This window comes from Janibacter terrae, from assembly GCF_039636765.1.
GTDB lineage: Bacteria > Actinomycetota > Actinomycetes > Actinomycetales > Dermatophilaceae > Janibacter > Janibacter terrae.
This window is the reverse complement of the sequence record NZ_CP144167.1, coordinates 910,696-934,663: the sequence shown is the minus strand read 5'-3', so window position 1 is coordinate 934,663 and position 23,968 is coordinate 910,696. Positions and strand designations below refer to the sequence as shown.

At 69.4% G+C, this 23,968-nt stretch carries 22 protein-coding genes; 8 read left to right on the top strand and 14 right to left on the bottom strand.

What is annotated here, in order from left to right; all coding sequences use genetic code 11:
- Positions 1 to 18: 18 nt before the first annotated feature.
- Together V3C34_RS04690 and V3C34_RS04685 are read right to left on the bottom strand one after the other, a co-directional pair.
- Complete coding sequence (locus V3C34_RS04690) at positions 19 to 3,552, bottom strand: indolepyruvate ferredoxin oxidoreductase family protein (RefSeq protein ID WP_346008215.1); 3,534 nt, start codon at positions 3,550 to 3,552, stop codon at positions 19 to 21.
- A complete protein-coding gene (locus tag V3C34_RS04685; RefSeq protein WP_068424655.1) occupies positions 3,549 to 4,454 on the bottom strand; it encodes a 3-hydroxyacyl-CoA dehydrogenase family protein in 906 nt (301 codons plus the stop codon). The genes V3C34_RS04690 and V3C34_RS04685 overlap by 4 nt, the downstream gene beginning before the upstream one ends.
- Before the next feature lie 120 nt (positions 4,455 to 4,574).
- Here V3C34_RS04685 and V3C34_RS04680 point away from each other — a divergent pair, with 120 nt between their 5' ends.
- From V3C34_RS04680 to V3C34_RS04670, 3 genes are read left to right on the top strand one after another with little or no spacing between them, the layout of a single operon-like run.
- A complete protein-coding gene (locus V3C34_RS04680; protein WP_068424654.1) occupies positions 4,575 to 5,816 on the top strand; it encodes an NAD(P)/FAD-dependent oxidoreductase in 1,242 nt (413 codons plus the stop codon).
- Entirely contained in the window at positions 5,813 to 6,667 is an 855-nt protein-coding gene (locus V3C34_RS04675) for a fumarylacetoacetate hydrolase family protein (RefSeq protein ID WP_068424650.1), read from the top strand. The genes V3C34_RS04680 and V3C34_RS04675 overlap by 4 nt, the downstream gene beginning before the upstream one ends.
- Positions 6,667 to 7,635 carry a VOC family protein gene (locus V3C34_RS04670; RefSeq protein WP_068424648.1) on the top strand — a complete coding sequence of 323 codons (969 nt, stop codon included), beginning with the start codon at positions 6,667 to 6,669 and terminating at the stop codon, positions 7,633 to 7,635. Before V3C34_RS04675 ends, V3C34_RS04670 begins: the two co-directional genes overlap by 1 nt.
- Positions 7,636 to 7,709: 74 nt before the next feature.
- On the opposite strand, the gene V3C34_RS04665 is transcribed toward V3C34_RS04670, so the two are convergent.
- From V3C34_RS04665 to V3C34_RS04615, 11 genes are all read right to left on the bottom strand, one after another.
- Complete coding sequence (locus V3C34_RS04665; protein ID WP_170307586.1) at positions 7,710 to 8,930, bottom strand: CaiB/BaiF CoA transferase family protein; 1,221 nt, start codon at positions 8,928 to 8,930, stop codon at positions 7,710 to 7,712.
- An 84-nt stretch (positions 8,931 to 9,014) separates the two neighbouring features.
- The gene (locus V3C34_RS04660; RefSeq protein WP_068424645.1) at positions 9,015 to 10,157 is read right to left on the bottom strand and encodes an acyl-CoA dehydrogenase family protein; all 1,143 of its coding nucleotides are present in this window, start codon (positions 10,155 to 10,157) and stop codon (positions 9,015 to 9,017) included.
- 45 nt (positions 10,158 to 10,202) lie between these two features.
- A complete protein-coding gene (locus V3C34_RS04655) occupies positions 10,203 to 11,414 on the bottom strand; it encodes a thiolase family protein (RefSeq protein ID WP_211596819.1) in 1,212 nt (403 codons plus the stop codon).
- Positions 11,411 to 11,611 (bottom strand): ferredoxin, encoded by a 201-nt coding sequence (locus V3C34_RS04650; protein WP_068424643.1) that lies wholly within the window; start codon positions 11,609 to 11,611, stop codon positions 11,411 to 11,413. Before V3C34_RS04650 ends, V3C34_RS04655 begins: the two co-directional genes overlap by 4 nt.
- The gene (locus V3C34_RS04645) at positions 11,608 to 13,143 is read right to left on the bottom strand and encodes a class I adenylate-forming enzyme family protein (RefSeq protein WP_068424641.1); all 1,536 of its coding nucleotides are present in this window, start codon (positions 13,141 to 13,143) and stop codon (positions 11,608 to 11,610) included. Before V3C34_RS04645 ends, V3C34_RS04650 begins: the two co-directional genes overlap by 4 nt.
- 3 nt (positions 13,144 to 13,146) lie before the next feature.
- Complete coding sequence (locus V3C34_RS04640; protein WP_068424639.1) at positions 13,147 to 13,455, bottom strand: hypothetical protein; 309 nt, start codon at positions 13,453 to 13,455, stop codon at positions 13,147 to 13,149.
- A gap of 123 nt (positions 13,456 to 13,578) precedes the next feature.
- Positions 13,579 to 13,911, bottom strand: a complete 333-nt coding sequence (locus V3C34_RS04635; RefSeq protein ID WP_170307585.1) for a hypothetical protein — start codon at positions 13,909 to 13,911, stop codon at positions 13,579 to 13,581.
- 13 nt (positions 13,912 to 13,924) lie between these two features.
- Positions 13,925 to 15,190 (bottom strand): vWA domain-containing protein, encoded by a 1,266-nt coding sequence (locus tag V3C34_RS04630; RefSeq protein WP_068424633.1) that lies wholly within the window; start codon positions 15,188 to 15,190, stop codon positions 13,925 to 13,927.
- A complete protein-coding gene (locus V3C34_RS04625) occupies positions 15,191 to 16,282 on the bottom strand; it encodes a sigma 54-interacting transcriptional regulator (protein ID WP_068424630.1) in 1,092 nt (363 codons plus the stop codon).
- A 9-nt stretch (positions 16,283 to 16,291) separates the two neighbouring features.
- On the bottom strand, positions 16,292 to 17,212 hold the full coding sequence (locus tag V3C34_RS04620) for a VOC family protein (RefSeq protein ID WP_068424628.1): 921 nt from the start codon (positions 17,210 to 17,212) through the stop codon (positions 16,292 to 16,294).
- Positions 17,213 to 17,249: 37 nt separating this feature from the next.
- Positions 17,250 to 18,320, bottom strand: coding sequence for an amidohydrolase family protein (locus V3C34_RS04615; protein ID WP_082817200.1), 1,071 nt, complete (start codon positions 18,318 to 18,320; stop codon positions 17,250 to 17,252).
- Between the two features lie 121 nt (positions 18,321 to 18,441).
- Between V3C34_RS04615 and V3C34_RS04610 the strand changes: the two genes are divergently transcribed.
- From V3C34_RS04610 to V3C34_RS04600, 3 genes are read left to right on the top strand one after another with little or no spacing between them, the layout of a single operon-like run.
- Positions 18,442 to 19,434 (top strand): fumarylacetoacetate hydrolase family protein, encoded by a 993-nt coding sequence (locus V3C34_RS04610; RefSeq protein ID WP_068424625.1) that lies wholly within the window; start codon positions 18,442 to 18,444, stop codon positions 19,432 to 19,434.
- 53 nt (positions 19,435 to 19,487) lie between these two features.
- Positions 19,488 to 20,084: a TetR/AcrR family transcriptional regulator gene (locus tag V3C34_RS04605; RefSeq protein ID WP_068424622.1), complete on the top strand. Its 597-nt coding sequence runs from the start codon at positions 19,488 to 19,490 to the stop codon at positions 20,082 to 20,084.
- Positions 20,085 to 20,102: 18 nt separating this feature from the next.
- On the top strand, positions 20,103 to 20,699 hold the full coding sequence (locus tag V3C34_RS04600) for a TetR/AcrR family transcriptional regulator (RefSeq protein ID WP_068424617.1): 597 nt from the start codon (positions 20,103 to 20,105) through the stop codon (positions 20,697 to 20,699).
- A 24-nt stretch (positions 20,700 to 20,723) separates the two neighbouring features.
- Here the strand turns inward: V3C34_RS04600 and V3C34_RS04595 are convergent, their stop codons facing one another.
- Entirely contained in the window at positions 20,724 to 22,178 is a 1,455-nt protein-coding gene (locus V3C34_RS04595; protein ID WP_346008214.1) for an aldehyde dehydrogenase family protein, read from the bottom strand.
- 155 nt (positions 22,179 to 22,333) lie between these two features.
- On the opposite strand from V3C34_RS04595, the gene V3C34_RS04590 reads away from it, so the two are divergent.
- Both V3C34_RS04590 and V3C34_RS04585 read left to right on the top strand, forming a co-directional pair.
- The gene (locus tag V3C34_RS04590) at positions 22,334 to 23,158 is read left to right on the top strand and encodes a mycofactocin-coupled SDR family oxidoreductase (protein ID WP_346008213.1); all 825 of its coding nucleotides are present in this window, start codon (positions 22,334 to 22,336) and stop codon (positions 23,156 to 23,158) included.
- Positions 23,155 to 23,961: an SDR family oxidoreductase gene (locus V3C34_RS04585; protein WP_346008212.1), complete on the top strand. Its 807-nt coding sequence runs from the start codon at positions 23,155 to 23,157 to the stop codon at positions 23,959 to 23,961. The genes V3C34_RS04590 and V3C34_RS04585 overlap by 4 nt, the downstream gene beginning before the upstream one ends.
- Positions 23,962 to 23,968: the final 7 nt, after the last annotated feature.

The following is a 23,968-nucleotide window of genomic DNA, read 5'->3' as shown; positions in this document are numbered from 1 at the left end:
CGGTCGGCCGGTTGACCGTCAGAGCAGGCCTGCGACCTCGGCCGAGACCGGGTGTCCGAGCTCGGCGCGAGCCTGCACGTATTGCGCCACGTTGCCGAGCTTGACGCCCTCGTAGCCACGCACGATCTCGGCCGTCTCGGCGACGGCGACCGCGGTGTCGTAGCCCGAGGCATCGAGCCCGTCTGCCAGGCGTGCCACGGTCGCGACGTAGTCGGCGAGCAGGGCCCGCTCGAGGCGGCGCACGTGGGCCCGACCGAAGGGGTCGAGCGCGGTGCCACGCAGTCGTTTGGCCCTGGCGAGCGCGACCAGCGCCGGCCGGCCTGCCAGCGGGATCGAGATCTTCTTGCTCATCCCGGCGGATCGCAGCATCGGTGGGTGCAGCCGATAGGTCGGCCGGGCCGCGCCCGGGACCTGTCCCAGCGTCTGCGCCTCGAGGTCGGGGTCGGTCAGCAGGCGAGCGACCTCGTACTCGTCCTTGTAGGCGCCGAGCCGGTGCGCGCCGCGAGCCACCGACTCGCTGAAGCCGTGGGCCGCGTCGTCGCTGCCCGGGGCCAGTGACTGCTCGGCCACCCAGGCACGCTCGACCAATCGGGCGTAGCCGAGGGCGGCACCGGCCCCGGAGTGGGCATCCATGCCGGCCGCACGGACGCTGGCCAGCCGCCGCGTCTCCCCGGCCATGGACAGCCCGGCGAGGAAGCGCGAGCCGTCCGGCACCGGCGCCTCGACCACCTGGGCCCGGGTCGCGGCGCCGAAGGCCACCGGGTCGGCGACACTGACCCGTCCCCACCTGAAGGCGGCGAGGTTGGCCTCGACCGCTACGCCGTTGAGCGCGATGGCCTCCTCGAGCGCCGCCACCGAGAGCGGCAGTGCGCCCGCCTGGACAGCGGCGCCGACGAGGAGCAGGTTGGCCGCCTCGACCGAGCCGAGCAGCGCCGTCGTCGCCCCCAGCATGTCGACGGTGTGCACGGAGCGCGCCGCAGAGCGAAGGGGGGCGAGGAGGCCCTGCTCGTCGGGGTAGGTGACCGACGGGTCGTAGACCATCTCGCCCGTGGGGGTCGGGCTCGTCGAGGCGATCACGGTGGAGCGGTCCCGGCCCAGCAGGGCGGTGTTCTTCGCCTCACCGGCGACCATGAGGTCGAAGGCGAGCATCGCGTCGGCCCGGCCCTCGCTGAGCCGGTTGTTCGCCGGCGCAGCACCGGCAGGCGCGAGCCGCAGATGACTCGTCACCGGGCCGGCCTTCTGTGACAGACCGGTCTGGTCGAGACCCGAGCAGTGCAGCCCGTCGACGAGGGCTGCCGTCGCGAGGAGGGCGTTGACCGTGACGATGCCGGTGCCGCCGATCCCGGCGAGGAAGACGTCGAAGGTCCCGTCGATCGTCGGCCGCTGCGGGCTCGCGATGTTCGGCGGTGTGGCCGGCACGGGCGTGGGCAGCCTCGTCCCCGGGTCAGTCATGACCGTCATGAACGACGGGCAGTCACCGTCGAGGCAGCTGTAGTCGGTGTTGCAGCTGGTCTGGTCGATGCGGGTCTTGCGCCCCAGCTCGGTGTCGACCGGCTGCACCGAGAGGCAGTTGCTCTTGACGCCGCAGTCGCCGCAGCCCTCGCACACGGCTTCGTTGATGACGACCCGCATGGGGCGCGTCTCGACCTTGCCGCGCTTGCGCAGGCGGCGGGCCTCGGCCGCGCACTGCTGGTCGTAGATGAGGACGCTGACGCCCTGCACCTCGCGCAACTCGCGCTGCGCGTCGTCGATGCGGTCGCGGTGCCAGACCGTGACCCCGGGCGCGAAACCGGCGTTGCGACCGTACTTCTCGGGCTCGTCCGCACACACGATGATGCGCCCCACGCCTTCGGCGGCGAGCTTCCTGGTCAGCTCGGGGACGCCGAGGCCACCCGGCGCGTCCTGTGCCCCGGTCATCGCGACGACCTGGTTGTAGAGGATCTTGTAGGTGATGTTGACCCCGGCGGCGACGCAGGCCTGCAGCGCCAGCTGACCGGAGTGGAAATACGTCCCGTCGCCGACGTTCTGGAAGATGTGGTCGATGTCGGAGAAGGGCGCCTGGCCGAGCCACTGCACGCCCTCGCCGCCCATCTGGGTGATGCCGGTGACCTGCGCACTCTCGCGGGGTGCCATCGTCACCATCGTGTGGCAGCCGATGCCACCGCCGCCGATGGACCCCTCGGGCAGCACCGTCGACCGGTTGTGCGGACAGCCGCTGCAGAAGTAGGGGATCCGCTGGGCGCTCACGGGGGTGATCGACAGGTCGATCCGGGAGCGACGGGCAGGCGCGGCCGGCTCACGCAGGCCGACGCGCCCGTCGAGCCACTGTCGCAACGCCGGGACGAGCCGGTCGGCCGTCAGGCTGCCGGTCGCCGGGACCAGGGGAGCCCCGGCCCCATCGGTCTTGCCGAGGACCCGAGGCTGCTGCGCGCTGCCGTAGAGGAAGTCGCGGACCTGCGACTCGACGAAGGGAGTCTTCTCCTCGACCACGAGGATCTCGTCGAGACCCTCGGCGAAGGCGGTGAGCCGCGACCGGCCGAGCGGGTACGGCATGCCGATCCGGTAGAGCCGGATGCCGGCGTCGCTCAGCGCGGCGTCGTCCAGACCGAGGTCGAGCAGTGCCTGCCGGACGGTGTCGAACTGCGCGCCGGTGGCCGCGATGCCGAGCGTGGCACCGGGTGCCTCGACCTCGACGACGTCGAGCTCGTTGGCGGCCGCATACGCCTCAACCATCGCGGTACGCGGGCCCACGAGCGCCGCCTCGGCCTTGAGGCTGTCGGTCGGCGAGAGCATGGCGAGCTGCTCGTAGCGCCAGGGCTTGCCCTCCCACTCGATCTCGGGGAGGACGATCCGCTGGGCAGCGAAGTCGGCGTCGACGGTGAAGAGTCCGTCGGCGACGTCGGACACGATCTTGAGAGCGACCCAGCACCCCGACACGCGCGAGAGCGCCACGGCGTGCAGGCCCATCGAGATGACCTCTGCGGCATTGCGCGGGTACAGGACGGGGATACCCATGGCAGCCAGTGACCGCTCGGAGACGCACGGGACGGTCGACGACTTCGACCCCGGGTCGTCGCCGGCGAGGACCACAGCACCGCCACGCGGGTGGGCGCCGTACATGTTGGCGTGACGCAGGACGTCACCGCTGCGGTCGACCCCTGGCCCTTTGCCGTACCAGACCCCGACCACCCCGTCGACCTTGCGCGTCTCACCGGGCAGCTCGAGCTGGCTGCCCCAGACCGCGGTGGCGCCCAGCTCTTCGTTCAGGCCCGGCTCGAGATGCATGCCGTGCTTGTCACGCAGCGCCTTGACGCCGGCCAGCGTCTTGTCGAGACCGGCGAGGGGGCTGCCCTGGTAGCCGGAGACGAGGCTGGCCGTCCGGGCACCGGCGGCGGCGTCACGGGCGTGCTGCTCGACGAGGAATCGAGCCACCGCCTGGACGCCCGTCAGGAGCACCGGTCGGGCCCCGGCCTCGTACCGGTCGGACAACTGGTATCCACCGGCCGCGGAGTCAGGCACGGAGGGAGCGGAGCGCTCGTCGAGCTGGGTCACCGGATGCTCCCCGAGTGATCGGAGCTGCCCGAGTCCTCGACCTTCTTGCCGGACTCGTCATAGGCGTAGATCCCGTGCCCGGTCTTGCGGCCCAGCCGGCCGGCGGCGACGAGGTTGCGCAGGGTCACCGTCGGCTTGAAGCGGTCCCCGAGGGTGTCCTCGAGGGAGCCGAGAATGTGCAGGTAGGTGTCGAGCCCGTTGAAATCACCGAGCTCGAGCGGGCCCATCGGCCAGTTGAAGCCGACCCGCAGTGCCTTGTCGATGTCACCCGGGCTGGCCACCCCCTCCTCCAGCATGCGCAGGCACTCCAACCGGACCAGCGCCGAGATGCGCGAGGTGAGGAACCCCGGGGAGTCCTTGCGGCAGACCACCGTCTCCTTGCCGAGCGCCTCGCCGAAGTCGACCGCCCGCTGGATGGCCTCCTCGCTCGACTCCAGGCCGGCCACCAGCTCGACGAGTCGCATCATGACGGGTGGGTTGAAGAAGTGCATGCCGACGAGCCGGTGGGCATCCTTCGGGATGGCCGCACCGATGCTCGTGATCGACAGCTGGCTCGTGTTGGTCCCGAGCAGCGCGTCGACCGGAGCGTGCTCGACGACCTGCCTGAACACCGCCTGCTTGACGTCGAGGACCTCGATGACCGACTCGATGACGACATCGGCGCCGGCGACCCCTTCGGCGAGCTCGGTGGTGGTCCTCAGCCGCGCCCGGACGGCCGCCGACTCATCCGCGTCGATCTTCTCCTTGCGCACGAAGCGTTCCAGACTCTGGGCGATGCCCGAGAGTGCCCGCTCGAGCTGGCGCTCGTCGAGATCGACGAGCGCCGTCTCGTGCCCTGCCATCGCCGTCAGCTGGGCAATCCCGCTACCCATGGTCCCGGCCCCGATCACTGCGACCCGCATGGGCCCTCCATCCCGGTCACGACGGACCGACGCATAGTCTGGCTGCTATTCCCAACACCGTACGGATATGACACTATCTGACCTAGCCGTACCATTGAAAGCCCGCCCCTTGGAGGACCCGTGACCGAGACATTCGTGGTGATCGGCGGAGGCGTCGGAGGCGGCACCGCCGCTCTGGCCCTGCGCACCGAAGGTTTCACGGGGCGCATCGTGGTGGTCTGCGAGGAGAACCGACCGCCCTACTCGAAGCCACCCCTGAGCAAGGGTGTGCTGCGCGGCCAGGAGAGCCCGGAGCGGACTGCCCTGCGCCCCAAGGACTGGTACGACAAGAAGGACATCGAGCTCATCACGGGGGTTGCCGCCGAGCACATCGATCGCGACACCAGGACGGTCCACCTCGCCGACGGCCAGGAGCTCGTCTACGACAAGTTGCTCATCGCCACTGGCGGTGACGCTCGTCGGATGCCCGGCACCGACGGCGTCCCCGGCATCTTCACCCTGCGCACCGTCGAGGACTCCCTCGCGATCAGCGAGCGGCTCAAGCCCGGGGCGCGCGTCGTCGTGGTCGGCGGCGGGTTCATCGGCGCCGAGGTCGCGGCCAGCGCGGTGCAGATGGGTTGCACCGTGACGGTGCTCGAGGGCCTCGAGCTGCCGCTGCAGCGGATGATGCCGCAGATGCTCGGGCAGCTGTACATGAGGATGCACCGGGACAAGGGGGTCGACTTCCGCACCAGCGTCGCGATCACCGACTTCGAGCACGGCCCCGACGGCCTCGTCGCGCATGCCGCCGACGGCAGCCGCTACCCCGCCGACGTGATCGTCATCGGCGTCGGCATGGTGCCCAACGACGACATCGGGCTGCAGGCCGGGCTCGAGGTCAGCAACGGGATCGTCGTGGACGGTCAGTGCCGGACCATCGACCCTGACATCTTCGCGATCGGCGACGTCGCCAACCTCCCCCACCCGCTCATCGGTGAGCGGCGCAGGGTCGAGCACTGGCAGAACGCGCAGCACCAGGCCAAGGTCGCCGCCAAGAACATGTGCGGAGGCAACGAGGAGTTCCTCGAGGTGCCCTGGGTCTGGTCCGACCAGTACGAGGTCACCATCCAGATCACCGGCGTGCCGGAGCCGCTGGACAAGGTCTATCTGCGCGGCGACGTCGACGAGTGGAACTTCTCGGCCGTGCTCGTGCGCAACGGCATCCTGCGGGGTTGCGTCGCCTACAACCGCACCGACGATGTCCGCGCGGTGCGGCGCATCATGCACGACGGTCTGGCCGTCTCGCTCGAGCACCTCACCGACCCCGAACTCGATCTCACCGAGCTGGCCGACGAGGCCGCCGCACAGAAGGAGAACGCATGAAGATCGGACGATTCAGCGACGGCGGTGACCCCTTCTGGGCGGTCGTCGACCTAGAGGCCCGCATCGTCGATCCGGTCGAAGGCTCGATCAGGTCCTGGGGCCCGCTCGTGTGCGCCGACGGGCCTGGCACCCTCACCCGCTCGGGGGCGCAGCGACCACTCGACGCGCTGGCGATCCTGGCGCCGGTCGAGGAGACCGCCAAGGTCATCTGCCTCGGCGCGACCTACGCCAAGCACGTCACCGGCCTCGGAGTGCAGTCCCATGACAAACCGGCCGGCTTCTGGAAGCACTTCGATGCCCTCGTCGGACCCGAGGATGAGATCGTCTACCCCGAGATCTCGGAGGGTTTCGACTTCGAGGTCGAGCTCGTCATGATCGTTGGTGACACGCTCGATCCGGGTGACCCCGAGCGCAGCATCCTCGGATACACGGTCGGCAACGACACCTCCCTCCGCGACCACCAGTTCGGCGGGTCGGTGACGGGCATGGACATGTTCACCGCCAAGAGCGCCTACCGGTCCGCGCCGCTCGGACCATGGATCGTCACTCGTGACGAGCTCGGCGACGGCACACCGGACCTCGAGCTGACCCTCTCGGTCAATGGCGAGACGCGCCAGTCGGCTCGCACGAGCGAGATGTCCTTCGGCGTGGACATGCTCATCGCCTGGGCCGACGCACGCACCCCCCTTCGTGCCGGCGACGTCGTCTTCACCGGGACCCCTGAGGGTGTCGGTCACGAGGACGGCCGCTACCTCCAGCCCGGCGATGTCGTCGAGGCAACCATCGAGAGGCTCGGTACGCAACGCAACACCATCGGCCAACGCACGTCGAGCACCGGAGGCACTGCCTGATGTTCACCATGCTGCTCTCCGGCGACCTCATGGTCGCCGACGCCGATCGGATGGCCCAGCTGCTGGTGGACAAGGTGGGCATCACCGGACACCCCAACTGGCGCCAGGCCTTCCCCGGCCACCCTTACGTCGCCCATTTCCTGCGGACCCACAAGTCGCTCGCCGTGGCACCCACTCGCGTCGAGCCACAGGGGCACCTCGATGCGGACAACCCGGGCGACCCGATGTTCCCGATCTACCTGCACTCCATCGAGGAACTGCAGGGCACCAACCGACCGATCAAGACGCACGCCACGGTGCTCATCACCGACGACTTGAAGGGGGTGACCCAGCGCCTGCACGAGCGTCGGGTCCCCTTCCGCCTGGCTCGACGCACCCCGGAAATGCCCTTCGACCGGCTGTGGGTCGGCTGCCTCCCCGAGGACCCGCGCTACACACCCGAGGTTGACGGCGGGCTGTGCATCGAGATCATGGGCCTGGAGCCCTTGCAGATGCCCGACGCCGTCTTCCAGACGCCGGCGCCGGAGCCTCGCGACCCCGCACCCAGCGACCTCGTCCGGGTCGTCGCGCGCGGGTTCCTGGTCCGCGACCTCGATGACGTCCTGGAGCGGCTGCGCACCAACCTCGACTGGTCCCCCGAGACCATCGAGACCTTCGAGGACGAGGGCCTGCGACGCGCCCGGATGACCTTCGCCCTGGGCCACAGCGCGAGCCTCGACCTCATCGAGCCGACCCGGTGGGACACCGAGGAGGGCCTCTTCCTGCACAACTGGGGGCCGGGCCCCTACTACATCCGGATCTCGACGATCGACCTCGACGCCAAGGCCGCTGACCTCGATGCCCGCGGCACCCGCTACGTGCGCATCAGCGGGCTCGACTCAGTCGACGGTGACCTGCTGCGCATCGACCCGGAGGATCTGGACGGCGCGCTCGTCGAGATCGTCACCCACACCCCGACGCGTCCCTGACGCTGCGGCACCGCACAGAAGTGGCCCCGGACGCCTGAGCGTCGGGGCCACTGTGCTGTCCGATCAGACACGCTCTAGGAGATGTGGCCACCCTCCTTGAGGGTGATCAGGTCCTCCCACGTCTTGCCGAGCTCGAGCAGGACCTCCTCGGTGTGCTGCCCGAGGTCGGGAGCCGGACCCAGGTCGGTCGGCTCGCCGCCGAACTGGACCGGGCTCGCGACCGTCGCGAACTCGTGGCCGGTGTTGGTCGTCACCGTGCGCAGGTAGCCGTTGGCCGCGACCTGGACGTCGTCGTGGGTCTCGAGCGGGGTCTGCACCGGCGCCCAGACCCCCTTCATCGTTGCCAGCCGCTCGCGCCACTGCGCCATGTCGGCCGTCGCGAACTGCTCGCGCAGGATCCTGATGCACTCGCGGTTGTTGGTCTTGCGGGCCGTCGCGTCGACGAAGCGCGGGTCGTCGATGAGGTCGGGGCGGCCGATGTGCGTGCAGAAGTCGGGCCAGAAGCGGTCCGACTCGAGCATCACCAGGGCGATCCAGCGACCGTCCTTGGTCTGGTACGCGTTGCGGGCGATGGGATTCGGTCGGTCGTCGGGCCCGTAGACGGGGACGTCGACGCCCTCGAGGAGCTTGGAGGCCACGACATTGGGCGCGACATTCCACATCGCGATGTTGAGCAGGGAGACGTCGACGGTCTCGGGCCTGCCCGTCGCCGCGCGCTGGTAGAGCGCAGCCGCGACCCCTCCGGCGATCGTCAGGCCACCCATGATGTCGCCGAAGGCCGACGGTTGCTCGGGCAGCATCTCGGCGCCCGGCTGCATGAGCGAGTCGTAGACCCCGCCGCGGGAGAAGTAGGACGCCCCGTCGTAGCCGCCACGCGAGGCCTCCGGACCGCGCACTCCCTGGCCGGTGCCGCGCGCGTAGATGATCGACGGGTTGATGGCGCGGATGTCGTCGACGTCGAGCCGGAGCTTGGCGACGGTGGCCGGGAGGAAGTTGGTGAGGAAGACGTCCGCCTCGCGGATGAGGTCGTCGAGGACCGCGCGACCCTCGGGCGTCTTGATGTCGATGCCCACGCTCCGCTTGCCACGGTTGGGCAGCTCGACGAGGTGGTCGGCGCTGGCGGTCAGGCCGGGAACGATGCCGGAGCTGATCAAGCCACGCTGGGGGTCACCTCGGTCGGGGTGCTCGACCTTGATGACATCGGCGCCCCAGTCCGCGAGGACGGCGCCTGCCGCGGGCACAAAGGTCCACGAGGCCACCTCCACGACCTTGACTCCCTGCATGAGCGTGTACACGTGACTCCCGACGTCGACTGCTTGAAGGAACTAATAGTATGGAAAGTGTCTCATCTGATCAAGGGGCGTGCAGGTCGAGAACCCTCAGAGACCGATGTCCTTGGCGATGATCGTCTTCATGATCTCGCTGGAACCCGCGTAGATCCGGGTGACCCGCGCATCGGCATAGGCCCTGGCGATCGGGTACTCGAGGATGTAGCCGTAGCCGCCGTAGAGCTGCAGGCAGCGGTCGACCACGCGACCTTGGAGCTCGGTGCAGAAGAGCTTGACCTTGGCCGCGTCGGCGGGCGTCAGCTCCCCCTTCTCGTGCGCCAGCAGCGCCCGGTCGAGGAGGGACTGCCCGGCCTCGACATCCGTGGCGCACGCGGCCAGCTCGAACTTGGTGTTCTGGAAGGAGCCGACGGTGGTGCCGAAGGCATGTCGCTGCGTGACGTACTCGACCGTGGTCTCCACCGCCCGCGCCGCGGCCGCCTGGCTGTTGACCGCGATGGACAACCGCTCCTGGGCGAGGTTGCGGGTCAGATGGCCGAAGCCGGCGTTCTCCTCACCCAGGAGGTTGGCCACCGGGACGCGCATGTCGGTGAAGCTGAGCTCGGCGAGGTCCTGGGACTTCAACCCGATCTTGTCGAGGCGACGACCCCGTTCGAAGCCGGGGGTGTCGGTCTCGACGACGAGCAGGGAGATGCCCTTGCGCCCGGCCTCCGGGTCGGTCTTGACGGCGAGGATGACCAGATCGGCCATCAACCCGTTGGTGATGAAGGTCTTGGAGCCGTTGACGACGTAGTGGTCGCCGTCGCGAACGGCGCGGGTCGACATCGCCTTGACGTCCGACCCTGCTCCCGGCTCGCTCATCGCGAGGGCGCTGATCGCCTCGCCCGTGGCCAGCTTCGGCAGCCAGCGTGCCTGCTGCTCGGGCGTCGCCAGCTCCAGGAAGTAGGGCATGCAGATGTCGGTGTGCACCCGCACCCCACCGAGCGCCAGGCCGGCGTGCTGGGCCTCCTCGGTGAGGATGACGTTGTAGAGGAAGGACGACTCGCCACCGCCCCCGTGCTCCTCGGGAATCTGGACGCCGAGCAGGCCAAGCTCCCCGGCCTCGAGCCAGAACTCACGGTCGGGATGCCCCTCCTCCATCCATTTTTCGTAGCGGGGGACCGCCCGGTCGGCGAAGAAGCGCCGGACCATGCTGCGGAAGTCCTCGTGGGCACTGTCGAACAGGGTGCGGTGCACCGGGACCTCCAGGGTCGAAGGGGGGAATGGTCGGGGGACGCCGACTCAGAGACGCTCGACGACGAGCGCGTTTGCCATGCCGCCGTTCTCGCACATCGTCTGCAGCCCGTAGCGGCCGCCGGAGGTCTCGAGGGACGTGAGCATGGTCGTCAGCAGCCGGGCGCCGGAGGCGCCGAGCGGGTGGCCGAGCGCGATGGCCCCACCGAAGGGGTTGAGCCGCGCGTCGTCGACCTGGAAGTACCGCTGCCAAGCCAGGGGGACGCTGGCGAAGGCCTCGTTGACCTCGAAGTGGTCGATGTCGTCGATCGTCAGACTCGCCCGCTCCAGCGCCTTCTTGGTCGCGGGGATGGGCCCGGTGAGCATCGAGATCGGGTCGGAGCCGACGACGGCCGTCGACAGGACCCGCGCCCGCGGACGCAGTCCGAGCTCGGCAGCCTTGGTCTCGCTCATGACGAGTAGCGCTGCCGCTCCGTCGGTGATCTGCGACGAGTTGCCGGCGGTGACCGACCAGCTGATCTCCGGGTAGCGGGCGAGGACCTCCGCGTCCTCGAAGGCGGGCTTGAGACCGGCGAGGGAGTCGGCGGTCGTGCCGTGCCTGATGGTCTCGTCCTCGGTGACGGTCGCACCGACCGCGCCCTCACCCGGAACGGTGATGGGCAGGATCTCGGAGGCCATGGCGCCGTGGGCGGCGGCCGCGCGCTCGTGGGATCGAGCCGCGTACTCGTCCATGAGCTCGCGCGTGAGCCCGAACCGGGCCGCGACCAGCTCGGCCGAGACTCCTTGGCCGACCAGGCCCGGGGCGTAGCGCTCGGCGATGCCCTGCCCGAAGACGTCAACACCCATGCGGGCCGAGCCCATCGGCACGCGGCTCATCGACTCGACACCACCAGCGACGGTGATGTCGTAGGCCCCGGCCATGATCCCGTGGACCGCGAACTCGACGGCTTGCTGACCCGATCCGCACCGGCGATCGAGTGTCACGGACGGGACGTGCTCCGGGAGACCTGCACCGAGCCACGCCAACCGGCCAGGGGTGAAGGCCTGCTCCCCCGCCTGGCTGACGCAGCCGATCAGGACGTCGTCGACGAGCCCGGCGTCGATCCCGGTGCGCTCGACGAGACCGCGCAGGACCTGGGCGAGCAGGTCGACCGCGTGCAGCGAGGACAATGCCCCACCGGGTCGATCGCCCTTCGCTCGGCGTCCGCGGCCCATCGGGGAGCGGACCGCGTCGACGATGACCGCACTGGAGGGACTCACGACGTGTGCAGGTCGATCACGAGCTCGGGGCAGGCGTCGGCCGCCTCCTGGGCGGCATCCACCTCGCCCTCCGGCACGACGTCGGAGTCGACGTAGACAAATCCCTGGTCGTCGAGCTTGAAGACCGACGGGCAGATCTCGGCACAGATGCCGTAGCCGCAGCACTTCTCCATGTCGAGGGTGACCTTTGTCGTCATGGTGTTGCCTCCATCTTTGCTGATTCCGTGGTGGTGCTGGATCGGGTGAGGTCCGTGACGAGCGAGCGCCGCAGGAGCTTGCCGGTGTCGGTGCGGGGCAGCTCGGACACGAACTCGATGACCTCCGGGGTCTTCGAGCCACGCAGCCGGCCACGGGCGAAGTCTCGCAGCTCGTCGGCGCTCGCCTCGCGGCCCGGGCGCAGGACGACGACCGCGGCGATGCGCTGGCCCCACTCCTCGTCGGGAAGGCCGACGACGGCCACCTCGGAGACCGCGGGGTGCTGCTCGAGCGCGGCCTCGATCTCGGCCGGCGCGATGTTCTCACCACCCCTGATGATCGTGTCGTCGGCCCGACCCTTGACGAAGAGGAAACCGGCGTCGTCGACGTAGGCCAGGTCGCGGGTGGCGAACCAGCCGTCGGTCTGCTCGGTGGTGCGCCCGCGGTACTCGCCCGAGACCTGGTCACCACGGACGAAGAGGTTTCCGGCCCGGCCCGCGGGCAGGACCGTGCCGTGGTCGTCGCGGACCTCCACCTCGATGCCGGGGACCGGGCGGCCCACCGAGTCGAGTCGGGCCCGCACCGCCGGGTCACCGCTGGCGACCGCCTCGCGGTGGTCCTCTGGACCCAGGACGGCGATCGTCGACGAGGTCTCGGTCAGGCCGTAGGCGTTGACGAAGTCGGTGTCAGGGAAGAGGTCGAGAGCGCGCTCGATGATGCGCCTGGGCATCGGGGCGCCGCCGTAGGCGATCGAGCGCAGGGCCGGACCGTGCGTGGCGCCGGTGTCGTCGAGCTTCTCCACGACCCGCGCGAGCATCGTCGGCACGACGAGTGCCTGGGTCACACCCTCGTCCCTCACCGTGTCGATCCAGCCCTCGGGCGTGAAGCGGCTGAGGTGGACCACCCGGCGACCTGCGTAGATGTTGGTGATCGTGTTGGCCACACCCGCGATGTGGTAGGGCGGGACACTCACCAGGCTGCAGTCACCGGGGTCGGCGGCGCCGAACTCGATGGTCGTCAGGACGTACGAGGTGAGGTGCTTGTGGCGGAGTACGGCAGCCTTGGGCGCCGCCGTGGTGCCGCTCGTGTAGAGGAGCAGGGCGATGTCGTCGGGATCCCCTGGGAAGGAGTCGTCGGCGCCCGCCTGCTCTTCGTCGGTGAGCGCGAGCCATCCCGCCGGAGTCGTCGACATCTTGGGGTCGACCGCGAGCTGGTCGAGCAGGTGCTGGTCTGCGATGACGTAGGCCGGGGCATTCTGGCTGATGAGTTCGCTCAGCTGCTCGCGAGCGAGTCGGTAGTTGAGCGGGACGAGCGGGACCCTCGCCCGGCTCGCGGCAAAGAGCGCCGTGGGGAAGGCCGCGTCGATCACCGCGATGTAGACCACGTGTGCCGCACCCGTGGTCCGCAGAACTGCGGCGCCGTTGGCCGCGCGCCGCTGCAGGTCGGCAGCGGTCAGTCCGTCGCCGTGTCGGCCGACGAGGACCCGGTCGGGGTCGCCGGACACCGCCATGTCGAGCAGGAGGTCGAGGTTCATGGCTCAGTCCGAGGAGGGCAGGGTCTTGGCGCCCTTGACGGTCAGGTCGCGGCCGGCCAGCGCCAACGGGCCAGCGCCACCCTTGGTGCAGAGCAGCTCGATGCCGGAGTCCTCGTCCACGTAGCGCTTGCCGAGGAGGACCTCCTCGCCCGAGCCACCACTGCCCGGCGCGGAGTCGATGTCGAGCAACGGCTGCCCGCCGCAGGTGAGCGCCGCCGACTCGGCGCCGGAGCCGGCCCTCACGATGACGACCTCGACCTCTGAGACGGAACTGCGCAGACGAGCACCGGGCTTGATGACGACACTGGACATGACCTGTTCCACCACCTTTCTGAACGACGATGTGTTTCGGTCAACCGTAACACTATGTGTTATTTCTGTATACCTGGCTCCGCTCAGACCCCACCCGTCGAAGACGCCCCGCGGCCGGTCCCGCTAGATGCCGTCGATAACCGGCAGGTCGCGCAGCGCACCGAAGGCCCGCGCCTGCTCGGGGTCCACGCCGTCGGCGCGTTGCTCGAGCGCCTCGTCACAGGTGAGGCCAGCAGCCAACCATGCGGCCACCTCCGGGAGTGGCACTCCGGCGCGCCACCACTCGTCGATGACCTCACCGGGCTTGATGCCATCGCGCTGCAGCCGGCTGGCCAGGTCCGGTGGGACGCCCAGGATCGCCCACAGCTGCGCCGACACGGCATCGACACCGACACGCACCCACTCCGGCCCGGCAGTTCCGCCGAGGAAGCCCATGATCTGGTCAGGCCCAGTCACCCACACGAGACACTCACCCTTCCGCGAGGTCAGAGAGGTCGATGTCGACCACCTGTGCCCAGTGTGGCGGTCGCACCTCGCCATCGACCAGTGCGACGACGACCAGGCAGCCTCTGGGCGCTCTTTCGGGCCAGTCCGTCCACCCGTCCGTGAGCACCACGACCACATCCGGTCGCGGCCGCAACCGTGCGGCTGCGCCCAGTCCCTCGCGCATATCGGTCCCGCCACCGCCAAGCAGCCGGACCTCCTTCGCGAGCATCACCCGGCCGGCAGCGAAGGCCGCCGAGTCGCAGCAGAGCACGCTCACCCCGCGGCGGGCGACCCCTGCCGCGCGGATCACCCCGTCGATCTCAGCCACCGCCCGGTCGAGGTGGGCCTGCGACATGCTCTGCGAGGTGTCGATGACGACGGCCACGACAGCCTCGGGCCGGTGACTGCCGGGCAGGATCACGCCAGGCACGACGCCGTCCCTGCGTGACCGTCGTCGATAGGTGTGGTCGACCCGGCCGGCCGCTGACCCGACGCCCTTGCGCACCTGAACCCGCAGCTCCCTCCGCCAGTCCACGACCGGCTCCAGACTCTCCCGGGCCCATCGGGTCCAGCCTCCGGGCACGTCGTCGTGCGCCCTGGCCCACCGGGACACCCTGCGGGCCGTCTCCTCTCGCAGCAGCCGCGACTCCTGGGTCCCGATCGCTGCCTGCGCACCTGCGCCCCCCATCGGCTCGCCGGTCGCACCACCGCCGCAGTCCCGCACCCCGGTCAGCGCCACCCCTTCGAGCCGGTCCCAGTAGTCCTCGGCGAGCAACCCCTCGCGCAGGCCGAGCCGCCCGGCCCGCAGGTCACGCTCAGGGCGAAGGGCGTCGGGCAGGTCGTCGTTGACCTCGAGGTCCGCGGCAACAGCCCACCGCCGTGCCGGCTCGCTGCGTGCGGCCGCCGCCCCTGTGGGCGGGCCCCCCTGCGCACCCGCCGCCCTGACCCCCCTGGCCGGGTGGTCGCGGATGAGATGGGTCACCTGATGGAGCAGCCAGTAGGCGAGCTCACGCGGTGCAGTGACGGCCAGGCGCACCGGGTCGATGTGAACACGCCATCCGGCGTCGACGGGATAGCCGGTCAGCGGTCCGTCCGGGTCGGCCTGCGAGCCCGGCACCTCGACGAGCACGGGACGAAGGGCGAGCAGCGCGCTCGCGAGGTAGGGCGCCTCCTGCACCGCCAGCAGCCGGCCGGCGGCCCACCGCTCGAGGAGCTCACCCTCGAGGCGCAGCCGCTCCTGCACGGCCACTCACTCCGCGTCGAGGTCGGCGCGGGCCAGCAGCCCGCTGAGCGCGTCCACGCGAGCAGGGAGCCTAGCCCCCTTCGGGCGTCTACCCGCGAGGAGCCGGGCGACGAGCACGGCGGTGTCGGGAGCGACCTCCGCCGCCCTCGCGACGACCTGCCAGGCCCGGGCCCACAGGTCGGCGTCGTCGGCAGCCGCGGCGTAGCTCGCGACCGCGGCCAGTGCCGCGTAGGTGCGGTCGCCCCGCGTGGGGATCTCGAAGGAGTCGGGGTCGGCGAGCACCTGCGCCGGGTCGGGCAGATCGAGGTGGCGCAGCCAGGACAAGAACTCGGAGCCGGGGCCCTCGCCGACCGTCCCACGCACGAGGAGGGATCGGACCTCGTCGGAGGCAGCCGCGGAGTCGCACTCCGCGAGCAGGCGCGCCATCATCTCCCAGGTCCGCGGGCTCGGCCAGGAGCGGCCCACCTCCTCGGCGCTCTCGGGCAGCCGGAGCACGAGGGCAGGGCGCACCCGGAGGAAGGCCGCGACCACGGCGCGGGCTCGCAGCAGGTGCGCCTGGTCGGGTCGGGCGCGCGACAGCAAGTTCGCGGGCGAGGGGAAGCCTTCGGTCAGGCCTGCTGCGACCGACTCGGCGCTGACCGGCCAGTCGAGGTGGACGAAGCGGTTGGCCATCGGGGCGGACAGATCCCACCCGTCCGCTGCCTCTTCGGGAGGGTTGGCAGCGGCGACGATCCGCACGCCCGGCGGAAGCGCCAGGTCGCCGACCTCGCGCTCGAGGACGACGCGGAGCATCGCCGCCTGGACGGCGGGGGGTGCGGTGGTCAGCTCGTCGAGGAAGAGGAGCCCCTCACCGGCATCGACGAGCCGGCGGGCCCAGCGTGGCGGGGCGAACTGCACGTGCCCGCCCACGATGACGGGCAGCCCGGAGAAGTCCGTGGGTTCACGGATCGCCCCGACCACGACCTCGTGGGCCCAGCCCGCAGCCCTGGCGAGGTCGACCACGGCCGACGTCTTGCCCGTACCCGGGCTGCCCCAGACGAGCACCGGCACATCTGCCCGCACGGCGATGACCAGGGCATCGAGCGCTGCAGCTGTCATGGGTCCACCTCAGGCAGGAGCATCCTGCGACTCGAGGGCGTACATGGTCGCGGGCTTGGGCGCGTCGGGGTTGAACTTGTGGCCCCACACCGAGAGACGCTCGGGCTTGCCCTCGACGAAGGGGTGGGCCTCGCTGTCCTCGATGCCGCCCTGGATGTACTCCAGCGGGAACCCGGAGGGGGTGAAGGAGTAGAAGGAGATCACGGGGTCCTGGGTGTGCCGACCGAGGGTCGCCATGAGCGGGTACCCGCGCTCCTGCACGAGGTCGTAGGCGACTCCGACGTCGTCGAGGTTCTCGACCTCGATGCCGACGTGCTGCAGGCCGGCGACGCCGGGCACGATCGAGTACCCGATCGCGTGGGTGCGGAAGTTGCGCTTGGGCCGGTAGAACCGGCGCTTGCCGACGTCACCACCCGACCCGAACCAGCGGAAGCCGAGGACGTCCTCGACGAAGTGATTCAACTCGTCGCTCCACTCGGGAACGGTGAGGACCACGTGGCCGAAGCCCCCTTCGCCCGCGACGAAACCCGAGTGGGCCCGCCCCGGGACGAAGGAGTGCGAGGCGAAGGCCTGCCCGTAGAAGAGCTCGTGCCGGATCCGGTCCGGTCCGTCGAGGTGGGCCACGGCGTGCACACCCCGCTCGGCGCACAGCTCCTCGTCCCCGACCGTGTACGACAGGCCCTCGGCATCGAGGATGCGCAGGGCGTCCTCGAAGGCCGGACGGTCGCGCAGCTCCCAGCCGACATAGCTGAGACGCTCGGCCTCACCCGGCCGGATGGCGATGCGGTGGTGCCGCTCGTCCATCCGCAGGAGGAGCGCGTCGCCATCGTGGGGCCGCACCTGCATCCCCAGCACCTCGGGGGCGTAGCGGGACCACTCGTCGAGGTTGGTCGACTCCAGGCCGATGTATGCGAGAGCGATGATGTCCATGGACGAGTCCTTCGTGGTAGCGCAGTCGGGGAGACGCTCAGCCGGCGGCGACGACGGGGTCGACCGTCGTGCTGAGCTCGATCGGCTTCCTGAGGTCGTCCGGGTTCATACCCGACTCGGGCAGCTTGAGCATGGGCAGCGCCGTGCGGTAGCGGATCTTCTCGCGGTCTGCCTCGGAGAGACCGAGGCCGTCCGTGAGGTCACCCTCGTGCACGTCGGCTCCGGAGAAGTTGTCGCCGTAGAGAACCTGCTCGACGCCGACCTCCTCGATGATCGCGCGGCGCATGTGCGGGCTGTGGATGTCCAGGTCGTAGAAGAAGTTCGAGTTGTACTCGATGAGGTCCTTCTTGTTCTTGCTGTCCGGGGCCATCGTCTTGTTGGTGAGGTTGAAACGGCCCAGCTGGAACGGCACGAAGCCACCACCGTGGGTGATGAGGATCTTGAGGTCGGGGAAGTCGTCGAGCACCCCGCCGTTGGTCAGGTTCCAGTAGAAGAGCGTCTCGTCGCTGTTCATGCCGACGATCGAGGTGGTGTCGAAGGGGTCGTCGCAGGCGTTCTTGCCCCACGTCACCGACTGGTTGTAGCCGTGCACGAAGATCATGCAGTCGAGCTCGGACACCTTCTCCCACAGCGGGCGGAACGCCGGGTCGTTGACCTCGCGGCCACCGAAGTTGCGACCGCCCATCATCAGGCCCTGGGCACCGAGCTCGGTCACCGAGCGCTCGAGCTCCTTCGCTGCCGCCACCGGGTCCTGGAGCGCCGCGTGCGCCCAGAAGTAGAAGCGATCGGGGTTGTGCGAGCAGAACTCGGCCATCGAGTTGTTGGCGGTCTCGGCGTAGCGGACGGCGAAGTCGGTCTCGTAGTGGTAGCCGACCATGTGCAGGGGCATCGAGAGGATCATCTTGTCGATGCCGGCGGCGTCGATCGCGGCCAGGCGGGACTCCGGCTGCCAGCGCTCGAGCATCTCGTCGAGGGTCGCGGCAGTCTGACGCTTGGTGCCAAGCTTCCAGTCACCGATCCGCAAGCCGTTGTCCCAGAACGGGCCCCAATGGTCGTGCTGGTTGAACAGGTCCTTGGTGAGCTGGTGCGCGTGCAGATCGATGAGCATGTTCGGGTCCTCCTAGGGGCCGGGATGGGCTGATCCCATTTATGCACACGAGACACTTCTCGTCAAGACTGTCCTGTCTGACTATGGTGGGGCGCGAACGGTCGTGACGAGAGGACAACCCATGCGATACGTGACCTTCGAGGTCCCCAGCCCGGTCGGCCCCATCGAGCGGGTCGGCGTCCTCGGCGCGTCGGGCAGCGTCATCGACATCAACCTGGCAGCTCGGCAGTACTACGCCGATCGCGTGGGGAGACGACGCGGTACAGCCATCGCGGACGCGCTCGTCCCCGCTGACCTGATCGCACTCCTGGCCAACCTCGAGGTGGGGCAGGACGCGCTCCACCGAGTGCTCGACGACCTGCCGATCGAGGTCGGCAGGACCGACGAGCAGGGCGGCACCCTCGTCCACGCGCTGGACTCCGTCCGGCTGCTCGCCCCCGTCCCCAGACCCGCCAGCATCCGCGACTGCTCCGCCTACGAGCAGCACGTTGCCGCAGCCTCCCGCGGCAGCGTCCCCAAGCGCTGGTACGACTTCCCCACCTACTACAAGGGCAACCCCTTCGCCGTCCTCGGACCGGACACGGTCGTGCCGGTCCCCGACGACTCGGAGAAGTGTGACTACGAGCTCGAGTACGCCGCGGTCATCGGCCGGTCGGGCCGCGACCTCAGCCCCGAGCAGGCGCTCGACCACATCGCGGGCTACCTGATCTTCAACGACGTCTCCGTCCGGGACGTGCAGTTCCGTGAGATGTCGGTGGGGCTCGGGCCGGCCAAGTCGAAGGACTTCGACGGATCCAACCTCTTCGGCCCGGCACTCGTCACGCCCGACGAGTGGGACCCGCACGTGCACCACACGATGCAGGCCTTCGTCGATGACGAGGAGTGGAGCAGCGGGTCGACGACGACCATCCACTTCCCCGTCGAGGAGATCGTCGCCCACATCAGTCAACGCGAGACCCTGCGCGTGGGCGACATCGTCGGCACCGGCACCGTCGGCGGCGGGTGCGGGCTGGAGCTCGGCAAGTACCCCCCTCGCGGCTCGCGGGTCGAGCTGCGGATCGAGGGGCTCGGTAGCCTGGCCAACACCTGGGGCGACTCCCCCGGGGAGCGGTAGACGACCTTCCTGTGGTCACGTATATGACACATATTGGTGATATTGTCCTATCCGTGACAGTTAACACCGGCACCCAGACCTGGGCACGCATCGTCGACGGTGCGCTGACCTCGCTCGCACGTCGCGGCCAGCACAAGTTCTCGATGACCGACGTCTGCGCCGAGTCGGGAGTCTCCCGAGGCACGCTCTACCGCTACTTCGCCAGCCGCGAAGAGGTGCTCGACGCCATCGAGACGCGCCTCGACTCGAGCATGCGCGAGCACGTGACGGAGGCGATCGCGGCCGACGCGGCACTCGAGCACCGCGTCGAGGTCGTCTTCACTGCGATGTCGGCCCACTGGTCGGACTTCCCGGCGCTCGAGCTGCTGGTCCAGACCGAGCCCGGCATGGTGCTGGAGCGGCTCGGTCACCACCTCGACAGCACCGTGGACTTCTTCCTCGATTGCCTGCACCCTGCCCTCGAGCAGGCGTCGGCGGTGGTCGACGGGAGCGTCACCGAGCGTGGTCTCGTCGAGCTGATGGTCCACAGCGCCGTCTCCGTCTGCCTGCTCGCCCCGGCCTCCGACACGAGCCGATCGGCCCTCCTCCAGGACACGATGGCCGGCATCATCAGCGACGCGCCTGCGGTCCGTCGCACTCTGGCCAGCTGACTCTCTAGGCTGCCACTCATGAGCAGCCACTCCTCGTCCGACACTATCGAGACCATCCTGGACGGTGCCATGCGCGCACTCGCGCGTCATGGCAGTGGGCTGTCGATGACGGACATCTGTCGTGAGTCCGGCGTCTCGCGCGGGACCCTCTACCGCTACTTCGCCAACCGCGAAGACGTGCTGCAGGCCGTCAACGCCAAGATCCTCGAGGTCAACCGCACCCTGTTCGACGCCGCGATCGCCGCGCGGCCCGATCCCGCTGACCGGGTCGAGGTGATGCTGCACACCATGCTCGACTTCCCGAGCTTCTTCCCCCACATGAAGGTGCTCTTCGAGTACGAGCCCAAGGCCTCCCTCGACTTCCTCCACAGGGAGGCCGACGGAGTCATCGCCAGCATCGCCGGCTACCTCCGCCCGGCCCTCCCCAAGAGCCGACGCCGCGGGGCCCTGTCGGCAGAGGACGTCGCCGAGCTGCTCTACCGGCTCGTCACCTCCTCCTTCCTCATCCCGACATCGACGGCGTCCGAGGTCGAGGCGATCTTCATGCGGCTCTGGTCAGCGGTCGACCCGACGGCCACCCAAGACGGCACGACCAAGGGGTCAGCCGCCGGCTGACCCCCTCGGACGCCTCCCCCACTGTCAGACGGGGAGACCCATCGCCTTGGTCTCGAGGAAGTCCTCCAGGCCCTCGACTCCGTACTCGCGGCCGATGCCGCTCTGCTTGTAGCCGCCGTAGGGCGTGTCGGGGGCGGTGAAATTGCCACCGTTGACCCCGATCGAGCCGGTCCGGATGCGCTTCGCGACAGCGATGCCACGCTCGAGGTCGGCGCTGAAGACCGAGCCGGATAGGCCGTAGGGCGAGGCGTTGGCAATCCGGACCGCATCCTCGTCGTCGTCGTACCCGATGAGCGAGAGGACCGGGCCGAAGATCTCCTCGCGCGCGATCGTGCTGTCATTGCTGACATCGGCGAAGGCGGTCGGCTGGACGTAGTAGCCCTTGTCGAACTGCTCCGCGCGCCCACCACCGATGAGCAGGTCGGCCTCGGCCTTCCCCTTCGCCATGTACGCGAGCACCCGGTCGAGCTGACGCTGATTGATGAGCGGGCCCATCATGTTGGTCGGGTCGTTGGGGTCGCCGTACCGGAACTGCGCGTACACGGCCTTGACGATCTCGGACGCCGCCCCCATCAGCGACCTGGGCACCAGGAGCCGGGTCATCAAGGCGCAGCCCTGGCCCGCGTGCATGCACGCGATGCCGGCCGCCGCGGGGATGACGCTGGCGAGGTCGGCGTCGTCGAGGACGATCGCCGCGCTCTTGCCACCGAGCTCGAGGGAGACCTTCTTGATCGTCTCGGCCCCGTTGCGCATGATGAGCCGGCCCGTCTGGGTCGAGCCGGTGAAGGTGACGTGGTCGACCTCGCGGTGCGTCGTCAAGATCTCGGCCACCGAGTTGTCCTGGGTCGTGATGATGTTGACGACCCCGGCCGGGATGTCGGTCTCGGCGACGGCCTGCGCGAGCAGGGTCGCGCTCCACGGCGTGTCGGGCGCACCCTTGAGAACCACGGTGCAGCCTGCCGCAAGCGGCGCGCCGAGCTTGGCGAGGTTGAGCTGGAAGGGGTAGTTCCACGGGGTGATCCCCGCGACGACGCCGCCCGGCTCCCGCCGGACGACGCGCTTGGACAGCGCGCCCATGAACTCCACCGGGGGTCGGTCGTACTCCCACTCATAGGACTTCACCAGTTCGGGCCAGTAGCCGAGCCACTCGATGGGCGGGTCCACGCCGACGGCACGGGCGAGCCCGACCGGCATGCCGACCTCTGCCGTGTGCGCCTCTCGGATGACGTCGGCCTTCTCCCGCAGCTTTTCCTGCAGCTGCGTCAGGCAGCGGGCGCGGAACTCGGGGTCGCCCGCCCACCTCCCTTCGTCGAAGGCACGGCGGGCCGCGGCGATCGCGCGCTCGACGTCGTCGGCGCCTGCGTCCGGCGCCTGACCCAGGACCTCTTCGGTGGCGGGATTGATGTTGTCGTACTCGCGTCCGCTCGCGGCGGCGACCAGATCGCCGTCGATCAGCATCTTCTGCGGCTCGATGTCCATTGACACTCCTTTGTGCACGGCAGGGCCTCAGGGTCCAGCGGCCCGGTGGTGGCACCGCACAACGGACTACACCTATTGAACATGAATTGTCTTGTATGTACATTGCAGGGGGTCCGCAACGTCGCGGGTACGAGCCTCTTTGAAAAGGATGTTTCATGGGCAAAATGGATGGTCGCGTCGTCTTCATCACCGGCGCCGGTCGCGGTCAGGGCCGCTCGCACGCGGTGCGGCTCGCGCAGGAGGGTGCCGACATCGTCGGCATCGACATCTGCGCCGACATCGCCGAAGTTCCCTACCGCCTGGGCACCAAGGAGGACCTCGACGAGACCAAGCGCGTCGTCGAGGAGACCGGCCGCAAGATGCTCACCTTCGTCTGCGATGTGCGCGACCGACCCGGCATGCAGGCCGCGTTCGACGCAGGCGTCGCGGAGTTCGGCCACATCGACACCGTCCTGGCCAACGCCGGCATCGTCATGTTCAACACGAACGAGCAGGACAACGACGACGCGTGGGAGGTGGGCATCGGCGTGATGCTGAGCGGCGTCCGCAACGCCATCCAGGTCGCGTACCCGCACATGGTCGAGCGCGGTCAGGGCGGCTGCTTCATCCTCACCAGCAGCGCCGCCGGCCTGCTGGGCAAGACCACGGGCAACGGAGGCGACGACGCCTACGGCATCGCCAAGCTCGGCGTCATCGGGCTGGCTCGCAGCTACGCCAACTTCCTCGGCCGCTACAACATCCGGGTCAACGCGATCGCCCCGACCGGCGTCACGACGCCGATGATGATGGAGAACGCCGAGGCCTTCCCCTTCATGGAGGCCAACGCCGAGGTCCTCGGCGACATGACCAACCTGCTCCCCGTCCAGATGATCACCGCAGCCGACGTCAGCGAGACGGTGCTCTTCCTCGCCGACGACGCCACCGGCAGGTACTACACGGGCGATGTCCTCAAGATCGACGCCGGGCTGACGGCGAAATGACCGGCACCGGGCTGCTCGCAGACAAGATCGCCCTCATCACCGGGGGCGGCGCAGGCATCGGTCGTGGCATCGTCACGCGCTTCCTCGCCGAGGGCGCGAAGGTCGTCGTGGCGGAGTACGACGAGGAGCGCTGCAGCACGCTCCGCGACGACTACGCGGGCAACGACTCCCTCCACGTCGTCCGCACCGACGTGCGGGAGAAGGAGCAGGTCCTGGCCGCCGTCCAGGCTGCCGTCGACACCTTCGGCGGTCTGGACATCCTGGTCAACAACGCCTTCACCCTCTCGCCACGGGTGCTCCTCGAGCACAAGACCGATGACATGCTCGACGGCACCCTGCACGCCGGCCTGTGGGCTGCATGGTGGGGCATGCAGGCAGCTCGGCCGATCATGGCCGAGCGCGGTGGCGGCGCGGTCGTCAACTTCTACTCGATCGACGTGGAGACCGCCGCCTGGCTCAACTCCGACTACGTCGTGACCAAGTCGGCCCTCCTCGGGCTGACCCGCAGCTCGGCCCACGAGTGGGGCCGCTTCGGGATCCGGGTCAACTCGATCGCCCCGACCGCCATGGGTACCCACTTCCATGCCTTGGCCGCCGAGCACCCCGGCTTCGCCGAGGCCTCCGCAGCACGCAAGCCCCTGGGCCGCAACGGTGACCCCGAGCTCGACATCGCCCCGGTCGTCGTCTTCCTTGCCTCCGAGATGTCGCGCTTCGTGACCGGCGAGCTGATCCACGCCGACGGCGGGTTGCACATGCCCGGCTACGACTCGCGTCCCGCTGACCTCGGCGCGCTGGGCGGATGAGCGACCG

Coding starts and splice junctions, on each gene's coding strand:
- V3C34_RS04595 (WP_346008214.1), bottom strand. CDS start 22,178: ATGGACATCGAGCCGCAGAAGATGCTGATCGACGGCGATCTGGTCGCC.
- V3C34_RS04675 (WP_068424650.1), top strand. CDS start 5,813: ATGAAGATCGGACGATTCAGCGACGGCGGTGACCCCTTCTGGGCGGTC.
- V3C34_RS04625 (WP_068424630.1), bottom strand. CDS start 16,282: ATGACAGCTGCAGCGCTCGATGCCCTGGTCATCGCCGTGCGGGCAGAT.
- V3C34_RS04615 (WP_082817200.1), bottom strand. CDS start 18,320: ATGCTCATCGATCTGCACGCGCACCAGCTCACCAAGGACCTGTTCAAC.
- V3C34_RS04610 (WP_068424625.1), top strand. CDS start 18,442: ATGCGATACGTGACCTTCGAGGTCCCCAGCCCGGTCGGCCCCATCGAG.
- V3C34_RS04640 (WP_068424639.1), bottom strand. CDS start 13,455: ATGTCCAGTGTCGTCATCAAGCCCGGTGCTCGTCTGCGCAGTTCCGTC.
- V3C34_RS04650 (WP_068424643.1), bottom strand. CDS start 11,611: ATGACGACAAAGGTCACCCTCGACATGGAGAAGTGCTGCGGCTACGGC.
- V3C34_RS04670 (WP_068424648.1), top strand. CDS start 6,667: ATGTTCACCATGCTGCTCTCCGGCGACCTCATGGTCGCCGACGCCGAT.
- V3C34_RS04585 (WP_346008212.1), top strand. CDS start 23,155: ATGACCGGCACCGGGCTGCTCGCAGACAAGATCGCCCTCATCACCGGG.
- V3C34_RS04620 (WP_068424628.1), bottom strand. CDS start 17,212: ATGGACATCATCGCTCTCGCATACATCGGCCTGGAGTCGACCAACCTC.
- V3C34_RS04645 (WP_068424641.1), bottom strand. CDS start 13,143: ATGAACCTCGACCTCCTGCTCGACATGGCGGTGTCCGGCGACCCCGAC.
- V3C34_RS04685 (WP_068424655.1), bottom strand. CDS start 4,454: ATGCGGGTCGCAGTGATCGGGGCCGGGACCATGGGTAGCGGGATTGCC.
- V3C34_RS04600 (WP_068424617.1), top strand. CDS start 20,103: ATGAGCAGCCACTCCTCGTCCGACACTATCGAGACCATCCTGGACGGT.
- V3C34_RS04590 (WP_346008213.1), top strand. CDS start 22,334: ATGGGCAAAATGGATGGTCGCGTCGTCTTCATCACCGGCGCCGGTCGC.